This is a genomic window from Thermodesulfobacterium hveragerdense DSM 12571, assembly GCF_000423845.1.
Taxonomy (GTDB): domain Bacteria; phylum Desulfobacterota; class Thermodesulfobacteria; order Thermodesulfobacteriales; family Thermodesulfobacteriaceae; genus Thermodesulfobacterium; species Thermodesulfobacterium hveragerdense.
The window spans coordinates 1-14,919 of sequence record NZ_AUIT01000025.1 but is presented as its reverse complement, the minus strand read 5'-3'; the positions used below and the strand labels follow the sequence as shown (position 1 = coordinate 14,919).

The following is a 14,919-nucleotide window of genomic DNA, read 5'->3' as shown; positions in this document are numbered from 1 at the left end:
AGAAGGGGGCATATGATGAAAAAGTTAGACGTAAAAGGACTTCCTTGTCCTCAACCTGTTATTCAAACAAAAGATTTTTTGGAAAGTTTAGAAGAGGGAGAGGTTTTTCAGATAGTTTTAGACAGTCAAACGTCAGCTAATAATGTAAAAAAATTCTTAAATTCCCAGGGACACAAAATCATTTCTGAGGTAGAAAAGGGGGAAGAAATTTTACTGGTGGTAGAAAAAAAAGGTTATGAAGTAAAGGTAAAACATGAAGAGCTTGCTCATTTTTCATGCGAAACAAATTTAGAAAAAAAAGAGCTTTTTGTTATTCTAACAAATGATGTAATCGGTAAAGATGAGGCTTTAGGGAAGATATTGATAAAAGGCTTTTTTGAGACCATGCTTGTACAAAACCTTTTACCAGACAGAATGTTTTTTATGAACAAAGGGGTGTTTTTAACCACAAAGGATGAAGAAATAATATCTTTATTGAGGCAAATTGAGAAAAAAGGGGTTGAAATCTATTCCTGTGGTACCTGTTTAAAATACTATGGTTTAGAAGATCAACTCAAAGTCGGGAAAAGAGGTGGCACAGACATCTACTTAGAAGGTGTGTTTTTTTTCAAGAAAACCGTTTGGGTAGGTTAAAATACCTCCAAAAAGGCCTTGACAACCTTGATAAAGATGTTTAAATAATATTAAAAATTTTTAAAAATGGCGGCGTAGCTCAACAGGTTAGAGCATGTGGCTCATATCCACAGGGTTGGGGGTTCGAGTCCCTCCGCCGCCATTAAATTAAACCTTGTGAGAAAAGGCTATGAAGGATAAGGTTGAGGTAAAAAAGATTACCACTCCTCAAGAAGCAGCCCAGCTTCTTCGGCAAATTGCCGAGGAGGTAGAAAAAGGGAAGATAAAGATTGAACAGGTGGAAATAGATTTGCCTGTCAATTTTGAATGTGAACTGAAGTATAAGGTTAAAGAAGACAAAAAAGAAATTGAAATAGAGTTTACTTGGAGGAGTTAAGTTTTAGCTGGCGGCGTAGCCAAGCGGTAAGGCGACGGCCTGCAAAGCCGTGAATCCGGGGTTCGAATCCCCGCGCCGCCTTTACTTTTTATATCACTTTTTAATTATGTTCAGATTAAAAGTACAAGATTCTTTTTCTTCAGCTCACTTCTTAAGAAACTACGAAGGTCCATGTGAAAAACTTCATGGACATAATTGGAAGGTAGAGGTGGTAGTAGAAGGAGAACATTTAAACGAGCTTGATATACTCATCGATTTCAAAGAGCTTAAAAAAGCCCTAAAAGAAACTTTGAAAAGCTTAGACCATCGGCTTTTAAACGACCTCCCCTATTTTTTGGAGGTTAATCCTTCATCTGAAAGGATTGCCCAATATATTTTTCAAGACCTCAAGAAAAAACTCTCTTTATATACAAACTTAAGGATTAAAGAAGTCACTGTTTTTGAAACAGAAAAGGCCTGTGCCACATACTTTGAGCCTTAACATCTCTGAGATCTTTTTCTCTATCCAAGGAGAAGGTCCTTTTGCAGGTTATCCTACGTTTTTTATAAGACTTTATGGGTGTAACCTAAAATGTACATGGTGTGATACCCTTTATGCAAGAGAAAGTAATAAATACCAAAGCATAACCTTAGAAGAGATAATTAAGTTATGGGAAAACCTCTATTCTTCAATCCCCTACATCGCTATCACAGGTGGTGAACCCCTACTTCAACCAGAAGTCTATCCTTTAATAGATAGGTTTTTGAATAAAAAATGTATAGTTTGCATAGAAACCAACGGAAGCCTCTCTATTAAGCACCTCCCTCCTCAAGTGATTAAAGTTATGGACCTAAAAACTCCCTCTTCTGGAATGGCAGACCACAATCTATATGAAAACATCGACTTTCTTAGCCCAAAGGACGTCATAAAGTTTGTAATACAAGACAGAAAGGATTTTGAGTTTGCGTTAGATAAAATTAAAGCATTTGACCTTATCTCCAAAACTCAGGTTTACTTTTCTCCGGTATTTGGGAAGCTTTCTCCTAAAGAACTGGCTAACTGGCTTTTAGGAATCAAACTACCTATAAGATTACAACTTCAACTGCACAAAATTTTAAACCTAAAATAAATCTATACGATTTAAATTGTAGATTTTATATTTTTGTGTTAAAATAATCACTATGAAAGAACAAGATTTAAATGTTTTAGAACAAGAAACAACCGAAGTTTTATCTCAACTGCCTGTGATCGCTGAAGAAAGTCTCCCTGCTAAATTTGACCCTCTGCAAAAATATCTGAAAGAAATCAGTAAATATCCGGTGCTTACCAGAGAGGAAGAAGAACAGATAGCTAAAGCTTATTATGAAACTAAGGACCCTCGATTAGCTTATAAATTGGTAGTCTCAAATCTTAAATTAGTGGTAAAAATAGCCTTAGAATTTCAAAAATTTTGGGCTCACAACTTCTTAGACCTTATCCAAGAGGGTAATCTTGGGTTACTTCAAGCCATAAAAAAGTTTGACCCTTATAAAGGGGTTAAATTTTCTTATTATGCCTCTTTTTGGATTAAAGCTTATATTCTTAAGTACATCATGGATAATTGGAAGCTCGTTAAAATGGGAACTACCCAAGCCCAAAGAAAGTTATTTTACAAACTTCGTAAAGAAAAAGAAAGACTTGCAGCGTTGGGTTTTGAACCTACTTCCTTAGAGATAGCCAAACGTTTAGGGGTTAAAGAAAAAGAAGTAGAAGAAATGGAACAAAGGATGTTTTCTCAAGACCTAAGTCTTGAAGCACCGGTAGGATACGACTCTGAAGATACCTTAGCCAGTTTTCTTAAAGATAATAGACCCACTCCGGAAGAAATCTATGCCAAAGAAGAGGTGCTTTCAAAGTTTAGAAAGCTTTTAAAAGAGTTTGCGCAAACTTTATCTGGCAAAGATTATGTTATCTTTCACGAAAGACTATTTACCGAAAATCCTAAAACTTTAAATGAACTTTCTCAAAAGTTAGGGATTTCTAAGGAAAGGGTTAGACAAATAGAAGAAAAAATTATTAAGAATCTCAAAAAATTTCTTGAAGAGAGGCTTCCTGATGTTCAATACTATACCCTGGCACTTCCAGAAAATCTTTAGTTTATCTCTGATATTTGTTCTCTTCTGTCTTTTTATTCCTGCCTGCTCCTTTGCTTCGAACCATAAAGGTTTATCTTATTATTATTTTCTATTAGCCTTAACACAGGAAAACCCAGAAAAAACAGAACAATATCTAAAAAAAGCCATAAAACTTGACAAAAAAAGCCTTTATCTACAAAAACAGTTAATTTTATATTATCTTCAAAACAAACAGTTTAAACAGGCAGAAAACTTGGCTAAAAATCTTCTTTATGAGCATCCTGATGAAAAAGAACTTACCTTAATTTTAGCCAAAATTTATCTTTTTGAAGATAGACCTTATAAGGCAGCTAATTTACTTGAAAACCTCCTGGAAAAAGAACCTAAAAATGAAGAAATTTTAAGTTTATTGATAAACATTTATCTTGAAAAAAAAGACTGGAATTCTGCCTTATCTCACTTAGAAAAATTACTAAAAATAGACCCTAATAATTACGTCGCTTGGTTGTTTAAAGGTAGAGTCCTAAAAGAATTAAAGAGGACAAAAGAAGCTAAAGAGGCTTATTTAAATGCTTTAAAAGCTTCTTCTGATAACAAAATGATCTTGATGGAGGTGTTAAAATTTTTGGAAGAAAATAAAGAAGACCAGCAGTTAGAAGAGATTTTAAAGGTGCTTATTCAAAAATATCCTACAGATGAAAACCTTATCAAGCTCTTGTTAGGTTTTTATGTAGAAAAAGGAGACTGGCAAAAATCTGAAAAACTTCTCAAAGACATTCCAGAAGGTCTAAAAGATAAACCTGAAATGCTTTTTTTCTTAGGATTTTGTTTAGAGAATCAAAAGAAAATAGACGAGGCTTTGGAAATTTATAAAAAAATTTTGCCTAAGAATGAATGGGGATTAGAGGCTTCTAAAAGAATAGTTTTAATCTTGAGAAAAAAGGATAGAAAGGAAGCTTTAGATTATTTCAAAACCTTAGAAGAAAGAGCCAAAAAAGACAAGGCATGGTATACGCTGTTGATAGGCTCAGCTGAGGTCTTAGATCTTTGTGAAAAGGGGGTGCAATACGGAGAAGAAGCCTTCAAATTATATCCAGATGAATTAGAGATAATCCTTAGTTTAGCCTCTAACTATGCCTGTTTAGAAAACTATCAAAAGGTCTTAGACCTTACGCTTCCATGGTTAAGTAAAATGCCAGAAAATCCTCATGTTTTAAATTTTGTGGGATATAGTTATGTAGAATTAGGGAAAAATCTTGAAGAAGCAGAAAAACTACTTTTAAAAGCCTTACAATTTAAGCCTAATGACCCTTACATCCTTGATAGTTTGGGCTGGTGTTATTATAAGATGGGAAAAATTGACCTTGCTTACCAGTATTTAGAAAAAGCAGTAAACAACTTGTCTGAAGAAGAAGCTGTTATCCTGGAGCATTTCGCTGACCTGCTGGTGGTTAAAGAGGAAGCACCAAGGGCATGCGATCTTTATAAAAGAGCCCTCAATGCCTCTTTTTATATCAGGGATACTGAAAGGATAAAAAATAAAATAAAAACCTTAGGTTGTGAATAAAGCCTCCGCTCTAACTAAAATTCTCTTTTGGTTATACTTACCCTTTTTCTTGGTTGCTTGTAGTAAAACACCTGTCTATTTTTTTCCTGAAATCCTATCTGATAGCATCTATACCGGGAGTGTATGGATTACGATTGAGGTTAATAAAAGAAAAAAACAAGAATTCAATACAGTTTACGGAGATTTTCAGTTAAGTACTAAGTTTTTTTATCTAAGGCTAAAAGACCCCTTTGGGACAACTTTAGGGGTTTTGGTTTGGAATACAGAGGAAAAAGAACAGATAAAAATATACGACTTATACCATCATAAAATACTGGTTATTTCTTTTTCTAAAGGTTTTAATCCTAAAGACCTTCCTCAATATTTTTTGGGAATAAAAGAAAAGGAAAAAACGTGGGAAGTTCCTAATCATGGTATTATAAAATATGGTTTTAACAAAAATTCTGGACAAGGAAAAGTTAAGTTTGAAGTGAAAGGTCTTGAAGTATCTTGGAAGTTTAAAAGTTTAAACTCTGTAAACGAACTCCTTTGGGACCCTGCATTTTATCAAAAACATTTAGAAAAAGAGGGACAGAAAGAATTACTTCAGTTTTGATTTTTCCTTTTTGATAGGTCTAATTTTTATCAAAACCTCATCAACTGTTTGTGGACTAGCCTTTAAAATTTTAATTTCTAAGTTATGATAGTAAATCACCTCTCCTTCTCCTGGAATTTTTCCTGTAATATAGTAGATAAAACCGTTTAATGTTTCATAATCTCCAGAAGGTACAGGGATACCCATTTGTTGTAATTTCTCTATTTCTATAAAACCCTTAAATTTATAAGTGTTTTCATTAATCTTTTGATATTCGGGTACATAATAATCCAGTGCATCTCTAAACTCTCCTAAGACCTCTTCCACTAAGTCTTCTATGGTTACTATTCCTGTGGTGAGCCCATATTCATCAACAATAACCGCTATTTCCATACCAGACCTTTGAAGGGTTGAAAGAACCTCATGAGCCCGAGCAACTTCAGGGAAAAAAAGAGGGGAATAAGCAATATTTTTTAAGGATTTTTCCTCTTCTAACAAAGTTTTACCTAATAACCGTTGCACCTTTACGATATATTTTATGTGATGAATATCTCCCTCATAAAGTGGTATGTAGGAAAAATTATATTTTTTACTGAATTCTATAGCATCTTTTACCGTTGCTTCTAAAGGTAAAGCCTTTACTTGACTTATCGGAATCATAACCTGAGAAACCTTTTTTTTTGCAAAATCTATGATTTTATGCATTAAATCTTTTTCTGTAAGGTCTATTTCTTCTTCATATCTTATAAAATTAAGGAAAACTTCCCTAAACCTAGTTAAAAAAATGGGATTTTTTTCTTGAGGTTTAAGCAATTTCTGGGCTAAAAAAGTATTGATATATACTAAAGGCCAAAAAATAAAAGAAATGACATAAACCAAAGGGAGTAAATAAAGAATCAGAGGATAAGCAAACTTTTTACCGATGGTCTTTGGTATAATCTGTCCAAAAACCACCATGGAAAAAGGAAGTATAGTTGAAGATACTACTATTCCTATGTTTCCAAACTCTTTGATTAGAAAATAAGAAGTAAAAACACCGTTGCCTACGATACAAAAGGTAATTCCCATAAGGGTTGTGGTAAAAAGCCTTTCAGGATTTTCCCAGAACTTAAGATAAATCTTGGCTGCCCTTTCTTTTGTAGCCAACTTTTCCATGAAATATCTTTCTACAGAAATAAAAGAAATCTCGCTACAGGCAAAAAAAGCCTCCCCTAAAAGAAAAAAAAGAAAAGAAAAAACACCCAGCATCAAACCTCTCCCTGGAGAATTTTTTCTATCTCAACCCAAAGAATTTTTCTTCCTTTAACCTTTTTTATCGTAAACCTGTATCCACCATAAACTATGGTTTGACCTTCTTTAGGAATCTCTTTAAAAAGGGATAATAAAAATCCGTTTAAGATCTTGATGTCTCTTAAGGTTTCTTCGTCTAATTCTAAATCTAACATAGACTTTAAATTTTCCATAAGTACTTTTCCATGAATCAACCATTTTTGTTCTCCTATTTTTTGAATAAAATCTACTTTAGCTTCTTTTTGTTCGTATATTTCTCCAAAAAGGACCTCTAACACATCCTCAAGGGTAACCAATCCTTTAACCATACCATATTCGTCTACCACGATGGCGATTTTAAGATGTTTTTTTTGAAATTCAAAAATTAAATCTCTTACCTTAAAATTTTCTGGCACATAAAATACCGGTCTTACTAAATCAGAAAGCTTAGTTTTTCCTAAAAGCTCAGGAGAAAAATTTTGAATTATATCTTTTACATAAAGTATTCCTATCATATTATCTAAAGAATCTTCATAAACAGGAAATTTATTATAGGGCATATACTTAATCTTTTCTAAAAACTCCAAGGTAAAATATCTATCCTCAAAGGCTACTATTTCAGAACGGGGAGTTAAGATAGCTGAAACAGATATTTTCTCAGAAAGAAATAGTCCTTCGATGAAAATTTTTTCCTTCTCAGTAATTTTTCCTTGTAAATAAGCTTTTTCGATAATATAGACTATAATTTGCTCTACTTGAGAAAATGTTGAGGAAAGAGTTTTTTCTACCGGGAACAATCTTTCTAAACTTTGATAAATAAATCTATAAAGTTTCCTAACCGGCCAAAAAATACAATATAAAATATAAACTATGTAGATCAATCTAGTTATAAGCCAATCTTTAGCCTTAAAACCTACTACCTTAGGAAAAAAATCTCCCAGCCAAAACATCAAAAAGCTTAAAGCAAAAAAAGCTATGGTCTTTCCTTTATCAGGAAAAAGAGAAGAAAACAACTTAGACCCAAGGAAACTGGCAAAAAAATCAACTATTTCATTTCCAGCAATAAGAACTACCAATAAATCCTCTGGTCTTTTTAGCAGATCCAAAAGCTTTTGAGAAACCCCTGAAACCCGTAAATTTGCAAGCTCTATCCTGGAGATAGAGAAAATAGCTGCTTCTGAATAAGTTAAAACCATCGAGGTTAACAAAAAAAATACAATAAAAAATAAATAAAGCTCTATCATCTATAATTTTAGATATACTACAAAAGAGCTTTTTTGATTAGTGGTTAAAGAAGTTGGAAAACCTAAAAGGTCGGCTATCGTTATTTTAAATTCGTAAACTTTCAACTCCCCTTCATCCTTTACAGAATAGGTATATTTTTCTTGCCATGATTCTAATAGATCTGAAGAGGTAATTATCAATCCGTCTAACCCTGAAGCATGACTAAAATCTATATAAGAACCTAAAGTCTGCCAAGCTTTAATTCTTCGTTCAAGATTAGGTAAACTTTCTTGAGCTTCTATAGAGGATGAGACTAACCGATTTAACTCTTCTAAAGGTCTAAAAGAAAAGTCCTCTCCTACTATTTTTTCTTTAAACACTTCTTGATATTTTAATTCTAAACTTTCTAAATCTTTTTTTATTTCATAGGTAAAAACATCCAGTTTTTCAGCTAAAATAAGACTTATAATCTGCGACTTTATCATAACATTATCTTCTTTTAATGTTTTTACACCCTTTATAGCGGATAAAAGATCTTCCAAAGAATTTTCAAACACATCTCTAAACTGGCTAAAATATCTCAAATTTTCTGGAGTTCTAAAGTTAGCCCCCCATTCTTCTAAACTTGCTACCTCTTTTTTGACTTCTTCAAGGTCAATCCCTATGTCTGGATTAAAACCTAAAAAAACAACTTTCTCTTTTAAATCAGTTTTTTCCTGATGAAATTTAAGCCAATTTTCCTTAGTTGTACCAAGGTCTAACACTAGCAACCTTTCTGTTAATGCTATAACTTTTTCAACCTGTTCTATGCCTAAAAAAGTTTGAGGATATAATAATACCTGATAACCCATATTCATTCCTTTTAACTGACGATTTTATTAAAAATACCTTTTAGATACTCTAATTGCCTGTTATATTCTTCATCAAGTCTTTCTTTGATTCTTCCCCACTCTTCTTTAAACTTAGGATGATTTTCTGGTTCTACATGTACCTCTGCTCCTAACTGATTTGATAAAGCCTGTTCGAGCATCTCTATTTCTGCAGAAAAACGTTTAACCATTTCTTGGTAAATAGCTTCTTTGTGAGTATTATATTGTATCAAAAGCTTTTCAATTTCCTTTAAAAGACGATCCATCTCAGACATCTTTTCAAAAACCAGCTTTAAACCTTTCAGAGCAATTTTGGCATCTTCCAGTTGATTCTCATTCAAGGGTAAAACTATATTTCTTAAAAAGACTTGCACCACTCCCTTAAGGATGGCTTTTTTTTCTTGAGGTTTTTTATCTTTAAGCATTGTTTCTAATCTTTCACGAAAATCAGATGTTTCTTCTCTTAAAAACTTAGCCGCAAGCCTTTGAGCTTCTTCCTGTAGTTCAAATAGTTTCAGTTCTTCCTTAGAAGCCTTCCCTATTTTTTCTGCCTTTTCTAAAGCGATCTCAAGACTACTCCTTATTTCATCAGGCATAAAACTGCCCCCTCTGGATAAAATAAAACTGGTTATTTAAAAATTAACATCTAAAACCCTTTTCGGCAAGAGAAAACTTAGGAGGCTTAAAAGTTATTTTTGTTGAGAAAAAACTCTAACAGGATCTTACCTGGGACACACAAAAGCATAAGTTAGCTTAAATTTGTGCAATAATTTCAAAGCTTTGTACCGCATAATAGGTAGATTCAAAAAAACCTCTCTAAAACTTCAAAAATCTCCAAGGCATAAAATGTATCTTACACGGTAGGTGGAAGATAAGAAGTTGATCTAAAACCTCAGGGGTCTTTCTTGTTTTTACAAGATGAGATACCTGTTTCCCAATATTTTCTTTTAAAGAAATTTTCATACTTTCTTAATTGAAAAAATTTTTTAAACATAATATTCCCACAGAAGGCCTTTTCCGGATTTTTCTTTTGTAGTACAAAATAAAATTTTCACCGTTATTTAATATCTTTTTAGGGATTTAATTTTATTTTTTGAAGAAAAATTTTAACCTATCTTTACAAATTGTAGGTTTTTGTTAGTATAATAATTGTTATATTTGTCGATAAATTTGAATAAATAAGCTACATAAATCTTAATAAAAAGGGGGAATATTATGGAAGAGTTAGCACGTTTTGGGATTTCTATTCCTAAGGAGTTACTCAAAGCCTTCGATGACTATATAGAACGTAAACATTATGCCAACCGTTCTGAGGCTATAAGAGATCTTATTCGTCAAAAATTAGTAGAAGAAGAGTGGAGAGAGTCTAAAGAAGAAGTAGTAGGGGTGATTACCTACCTTTATGACCATCATAAAAGAGAACTTACAGACAGATTAGTAGAGATCCAACATGACTATTATGAAAAAATAATCACTACCCAACACCTTCATGTAGACCACCACAGATGTTTAGAAATAATCTTGGTTAGAGGTAAAGCTAATGAGATCAAGGATTTAGCGGATAAAATCCAAGCTCAAAAAGGAGTACTCCACCTTAACTTAGCTTTAACTACTTTGGGAAAAAGTATTCCATCTTAATTCCTTTGGTTTGTTTTTGTGAAATTTTTGTTTTATTTATTGCCTTTTAATGCTTTTTTTATATTCTCTCTTTTTCAAAGTATTTGAGAATTTATCCGGAGGTCTTTTATGCAAAAAGAACTACAGTATTATTACGAGTTAGTTAGAAATTTTAAGCTTCAAGTTCCAGAAAAATTTTCTTTTCCTTTAGACGTGTTTGACAAATGGGGTAGCCTTCCTGCGTTAATTTGGACAGATGGTAAAGAAGTGAAAAGATTTACTTTTGAAGATCTTACTGCTCTTTCAAGTAAATTGGCAGGAGGTTTAAAAAATTTAGGGATCGGTAAGGGAGACAATGTTTTAATGTTTTTACCTAATAGGTATGAATGGTGGATTACAGTATTAGCTCTAATGAGACTAAACGCTGTTATCGTTCCTTCTACTGTGATGTTAACGGTAAAAGACTTAGAATATAGACTTAAATCTTTAGAAATTAAGGCTATCATTTCAGATGAAGAAAATGCTAAAAAAGTAGAAGAGGCGGTGAACCTAACCAATTCTAAAGCTATTCTTATTAACATCGATGACATTCCCGGCTGGGAAAAGTATAGTGAGCTTTTCAAGTTTAACCCTTTTGTAGGAGAAAGGACTTTTTCAGAAGATACCTCTATCATCTTTTTCACTTCAGGTACTACAGGACCTCCTAAGATGGTAAGACACACTCAGGTGTCCTATCCTTTAGCCCATGTTATTACCGGAAAGTTTTGGTTAAACCTAAAGCCTGGGATAATACACTGGAATCTATCTGATACAGGTTGGGCTAAGGCTGCCTGGTCAAGTTTTTTTGGCCCTTGGAATACAGGAGCAACCATCTTTGTAAGGCGAAGAGGGAAAAAGTTTACTCCTGATATTATGATAGAAACGTTAAAAAATTTTGAAGTAACCTCTTTATGCGCTCCACCTACCGTTTACAGAATGTTAATCAAAGAGGTTCCCTTAAAAGACCTTTCTTTCCCCACGGTTAATCATTTTGTGTCAGCAGGAGAACCGCTTAACCCTGAGGTAATCGACATATGGAAAGAGGCTACAGGGAAATATATTTATAACGGTTATGGTCAAACAGAAACAGTTAACACCTTAGCCATGTTTCCTTTTATCCCTATGCGGAAAGGTGCTATGGGGCTTCCTGCTCCGGGTTTTGAGGTAGAAATAGTAGATGATAACGGGAAACTCTTAAAACCCTATGAAGAAGGGAATATAGCTATCAAAATTAGTCCTGAGAGACCTGTAGGGCTTTTTAAAGAGTACATAGGTGATGAAAAAGAAATGGCAGCTGCCTTCAAAGGTGAGTGGTATTTTACCAGAGACAGAGGATATAAAGATGAGGACGGCTACTTTTGGTTTTTAGGAAGAGAAGATGATATAATCATAAGTTCAGGATACAGGATTTCTCCTTTTGAAGTAGAAAGCGTTCTTATTAAACACCCCGCAGTAAAAGAATCTGCTGTAGTAGCAAGCCCTGATGAAATAAGAGGAGAGGTGGTCAAGGCCTTTATCGTTTTAAAAGAGGGGTTTAAACCTTCTCTTGAATTAATAAAAGATTTGCAAAATTTTGTCAAAACAGAAACAGCCCCTTATAAATATCCACGTAAGATAGAGTTTGTAGAGGCGCTTCCTAAAACTGTTAGCGGAAAGATCAAAAGAAAAGAACTAAGATTGAAAGAATTTGGACTTTGGCCTAAATAAAAGTTACTTTAAAAGGCTTGCTTAGGGGACTTAGCTCCTCTAAGCAAGCACAAAATTGATATAAAATCTCTTTAAATCTACCTCTTTGACTCTTACCGTTACAGATTGTCCTATTTGAAAAACCTTACCTGTCTTTTGTCCTATCAACGCCATTCCTTTTTCATCTAACACATAAAAATCATCTTCAAGATCAACCACCCTTACCACTCCACTTACCATATACTCTAACAGGTCTACAAAAAAACCAAAAGCAGTAACTCCGGTAATAATTCCGTTAAAAGTCATCCCTATTTTATCTTTCATAAAGAAGCTTTGAAATCTCTTTAAAACCTCTCTTTCTGCTTCTTCGGCAGTTCTTTCTCTTTCAGAAAGATGTTTACCCATTTTTTCTAATTCTTCTTCTTTGTAAACAGGCTTTTTTCTTCTTAAAGCAGCTTTTAAAGTTCTATGTACTACTAAGTCTGGGTATCTCCTTATAGGAGAGGTAAAATGACAATAACAGGTAGAGGCTAAACCAAAGTGGCCTATGTTTTCAGGTGTATACTTAGCCTGTTTTAAGGACCTTAATAATAGATGATTGAAAAGATAAGCATAAGGTTTCCCGCTAAACTGAGAGATCAATCGTTGAAAAAACTGAGGGGTTACTTCCTCTGGAAAAGTTACTTCTATCCCATAAGAGAGGAAAATTTCTGACAATTGTTTTAATTTATTTATGTCCGGCGTTTCATGAACTCTATATAAAAATGGATAACCCTTTTGAGTTAAAAAACTTGCTACTGCTTCGTTAGCTGCAATCATAAAATCTTCTATCAACATATGAGCTAAATTCCGCTCTCTTTTTACTATGTTTTCCACCTCTCCTTTGATGTTAATTATTATTTCTGGCTCAGGCAAATCAAAATCTAAACTACCTCTTTTTAGTCTTTTTTCTCTCAAAATAAAGGCAAGCTCGGCTGCAGTATCAAGCATAGGATAAAGGTCTCGATATTTTTGAATAGTCTCCTGGTCGTGATCAACGACCATCTGTTTTACCTCTGTATAGGTCAAACGGGCATAAGAATAGATCACCCCTTCATAAAATTTCTGGTTAATCACCTCTCCATCATGACTAAAATCTATTTCTACTATCATAGCTAATCTATCTACCTTAGGCTTTAAACTGCATAGATGGTTAGAAAGTTTTTCATGAAACATCGGAATAACCATAGTAGGGAAATAAACGCTGGTTCCCCTAAGATAGGCTTCTTGATCTAAGAAAGAACCTTTTTTGACATAGTGTCCTACATCAGCAATAGCGACCCAAAGTTTATAGCCTTTTTTAGTTTTTTGAACACAAACCGCATCGTCAAAATCCCTTGCATTTTCACCATCTATGGTTACCAAAGGAATCTTGGTCAAATCTTTTCTACCCTTTTTATCTTCTAATGTGACTTCATCAGGTAATTTTTGTAGGTCAGCGATCAATTCTTCAATCCACAGATGAGGAAGGTCATAAGTATAAACCACTGCCCAGGTATGAGAGTCGAGATTAAGAGGGTCCCCCAAATCTTTAATTATCTCTCCTACCGGAAATCCATACTCTGAGGTAGGTTGAATAATCTTTGAAACCACTAAATGATTTTCTTGAGCTTTGTTAAGCCTTTTTTTGGGGATATAAATCTCAAAAGGTATCTTCGGATCTTCTGGCTCTACAAAATAGGCTTTTTTTCTCTTTACTAAGTATCCCACTAAATTTTTTCTTTTTCTTTCAACAACTTCGATAATCCTACCTTCAGGACCTTTTAAACTTACCCTGTCTATCCTAACTAACACTATGTCTCCGTCTAAGGCCTTACCTATAAACCGAGGAGGGATAAAAACACGCTCTTTTTCTGTCTCTACAAAACCATAACCATCAGGATGAACCCTCAACCTTCCTTTTAAAAAGGTCACTTGCTCTGGAAGTGCATACTTTCTCTTCTTTAAGTTGATAACTTTGTTTTGGGCCTCTAAAAGTCTCAAGGCCTCTCTAACTTCTGGTCTTTTTTCTTTCGGAAGTTTCAAGAGATGGTAAATATCTCTTAGTAACAAAGGCTTTTTTACTGATTTTAACAGGTTAAGGAGGTCCTCTTGAAGTTTATCTTTAAAACGATGACTTTTATTTCCCTTTTTTTTAGTTAAACCTTTTTTTTTCTTTTTAGAAGACATTTAGATTACTTAAGGTTTAAATACTGAATAGCTTTTTCTAAGTCTTCTTCAGGTACGGTTACATGAAGACCTGACTTTGGGCCTTTTCTTATATAAAACCTTAATTCTTCTGCTGTTTTGATATTTTTCTCCTTTACTATGTTAGGTAGACTCCTACTTCCTTTATGACATTTTAAACATTTAAAATCTTCAGCGGCAACCTCTAATTTATGATAAGAATAAGCAAGTAAAAAACTACCTAAAAGGATAGCAGGTAAAATGCTAATATCATAAAATCTAACTTTCATAACCTCTCCTCAAAAATTTATCTACACATCTACAATTTCTTTTAGTGTTTATACTATAACATATAAAAATTTTTGTCAACTCTCTCCTACAGAGAAGGCATAGTGTTTATTTAATTGTGTCTGCCAATTTGGGATAAGAAGCGGGAGTAGAATATAAATTGTGTCTTTTAATAAAATATTTTAGAGGCATAATAAAAATTTTTAATATTTTTTAAATTAATGATAACATAAAACCTAAAAGACTAAACTAACCAGGAGGTCTGTAAAATGGAAAACTTAGACTTAGATTTAGAAAAAGTTTTAAGTGAAATCTCAAAAATTGAATCAAAAGAGGGTATCAAAATGGCTGCTGCACTCCTCTTAAACGCTCTCATGAAAAAAGAAAGAGAAATATTCCTTAGAGATAGTATTGATAATAAAGCTAATGGTTACTATGAAAGACAACTTGCCTGTTTCTTAGGTAACCTTGGTATCTC

16 protein-coding genes, 2 tRNA genes and 1 pseudogene are annotated in these 14,919 nt (G+C 33.4%); 12 read left to right on the top strand and 7 right to left on the bottom strand.

The genetic code is table 11. From position 1 onward, the window contains the following. The first annotated feature begins 15 nt into the window (after positions 1–15). From yedF to G580_RS0107390, 9 genes are all read left to right on the top strand, one after another. Positions 16–633, top strand: coding sequence for a sulfurtransferase-like selenium metabolism protein YedF (yedF, locus tag G580_RS10450; protein ID WP_051173238.1), 618 nt, complete (start codon positions 16–18; stop codon positions 631–633). A gap of 68 nt (positions 634–701) precedes the next feature. After that, a tRNA-Met gene (locus G580_RS0107425) sits at positions 702–775 on the top strand. A 27-nt stretch (positions 776–802) separates the two neighbouring features. Next, positions 803–1,009: an amphi-Trp domain-containing protein gene (locus tag G580_RS10445; protein ID WP_038041861.1), complete on the top strand. Its 207-nt coding sequence runs from the start codon at positions 803–805 to the stop codon at positions 1,007–1,009. A 9-nt stretch (positions 1,010–1,018) separates the two neighbouring features. Then, a tRNA-Cys gene (locus tag G580_RS0107415) sits at positions 1,019–1,090 on the top strand. 25 nt (positions 1,091–1,115) lie between these two features. Continuing rightward, positions 1,116–1,490 carry a 6-carboxytetrahydropterin synthase QueD gene (gene queD, locus G580_RS0107410; protein ID WP_028841644.1) on the top strand — a complete coding sequence of 125 codons (375 nt, stop codon included), beginning with the start codon at positions 1,116–1,118 and terminating at the stop codon, positions 1,488–1,490. Then, positions 1,450–2,118, top strand: coding sequence for a 7-carboxy-7-deazaguanine synthase QueE (locus G580_RS0107405; protein ID WP_245542859.1), 669 nt, complete (start codon positions 1,450–1,452; stop codon positions 2,116–2,118). Before queD ends, G580_RS0107405 begins: the two co-directional genes overlap by 41 nt. Before the next feature lie 52 nt (positions 2,119–2,170). Then, positions 2,171–3,124, top strand: a complete 954-nt coding sequence (locus G580_RS10440) for a sigma-70 family RNA polymerase sigma factor (RefSeq protein ID WP_038041857.1) — start codon at positions 2,171–2,173, stop codon at positions 3,122–3,124. Then, positions 3,084–4,670, top strand: coding sequence for a tetratricopeptide repeat protein (locus G580_RS0107395; RefSeq protein ID WP_028841642.1), 1,587 nt, complete (start codon positions 3,084–3,086; stop codon positions 4,668–4,670). Before G580_RS10440 ends, G580_RS0107395 begins: the two co-directional genes overlap by 41 nt. Beyond that, positions 4,663–5,265, top strand: coding sequence for a hypothetical protein (locus G580_RS0107390; protein ID WP_028841641.1), 603 nt, complete (start codon positions 4,663–4,665; stop codon positions 5,263–5,265). Before G580_RS0107395 ends, G580_RS0107390 begins: the two co-directional genes overlap by 8 nt. Here G580_RS0107390 and G580_RS0107385 read toward each other — a convergent pair. From G580_RS0107385 to G580_RS11695, 5 genes are all read right to left on the bottom strand, one after another. Then, positions 5,251–6,492, bottom strand: a complete 1,242-nt coding sequence (locus G580_RS0107385; protein ID WP_028841640.1) for a hemolysin family protein — start codon at positions 6,490–6,492, stop codon at positions 5,251–5,253. The two genes, G580_RS0107390 and G580_RS0107385, sit on opposite strands and share 15 nt — an antisense overlap. Beyond that, the gene (locus G580_RS0107380; RefSeq protein WP_028841639.1) at positions 6,492–7,757 is read right to left on the bottom strand and encodes a hemolysin family protein; all 1,266 of its coding nucleotides are present in this window, start codon (positions 7,755–7,757) and stop codon (positions 6,492–6,494) included. Before G580_RS0107380 ends, G580_RS0107385 begins: the two co-directional genes overlap by 1 nt. Continuing rightward, complete coding sequence (locus G580_RS0107375) at positions 7,758–8,588, bottom strand: hypothetical protein (protein ID WP_028841638.1); 831 nt, start codon at positions 8,586–8,588, stop codon at positions 7,758–7,760. An 11-nt stretch (positions 8,589–8,599) separates the two neighbouring features. Further along, a complete protein-coding gene (locus G580_RS0107370) occupies positions 8,600–9,202 on the bottom strand; it encodes a DUF6657 family protein (protein ID WP_028841637.1) in 603 nt (200 codons plus the stop codon). Between the two features lie 220 nt (positions 9,203–9,422). Further along, the gene (locus G580_RS11695; RefSeq protein WP_156874805.1) at positions 9,423–9,569 is read right to left on the bottom strand and encodes a hypothetical protein; all 147 of its coding nucleotides are present in this window, start codon (positions 9,567–9,569) and stop codon (positions 9,423–9,425) included. A gap of 252 nt (positions 9,570–9,821) precedes the next feature. On the opposite strand from G580_RS11695, the gene nikR reads away from it, so the two are divergent. Then, the gene (gene nikR / locus G580_RS0107360; protein WP_028841636.1) at positions 9,822–10,244 is read left to right on the top strand and encodes a nickel-responsive transcriptional regulator NikR; all 423 of its coding nucleotides are present in this window, start codon (positions 9,822–9,824) and stop codon (positions 10,242–10,244) included. Positions 10,245–10,352: 108 nt separating this feature from the next. Further along, complete coding sequence (locus G580_RS0107355) at positions 10,353–11,969, top strand: acyl--CoA ligase (RefSeq protein WP_028841635.1); 1,617 nt, start codon at positions 10,353–10,355, stop codon at positions 11,967–11,969. 39 nt (positions 11,970–12,008) lie between these two features. Here G580_RS0107355 and rnr read toward each other — a convergent pair whose 3' ends face one another. Next, complete coding sequence (rnr, locus tag G580_RS0107350; RefSeq protein ID WP_028841634.1) at positions 12,009–14,156, bottom strand: ribonuclease R; 2,148 nt, start codon at positions 14,154–14,156, stop codon at positions 12,009–12,011. A 5-nt stretch (positions 14,157–14,161) separates the two neighbouring features. Further along, the gene (locus G580_RS0107345) at positions 14,162–14,443 is read right to left on the bottom strand and encodes a hypothetical protein (RefSeq protein ID WP_028841633.1); all 282 of its coding nucleotides are present in this window, start codon (positions 14,441–14,443) and stop codon (positions 14,162–14,164) included. Positions 14,444–14,710: 267 nt separating this feature from the next. Here G580_RS0107345 and G580_RS10435 point away from each other — a divergent pair. Then, positions 14,711–14,919, top strand: a pseudogene (locus tag G580_RS10435) (IS256 family transposase); the annotation flags it as partial.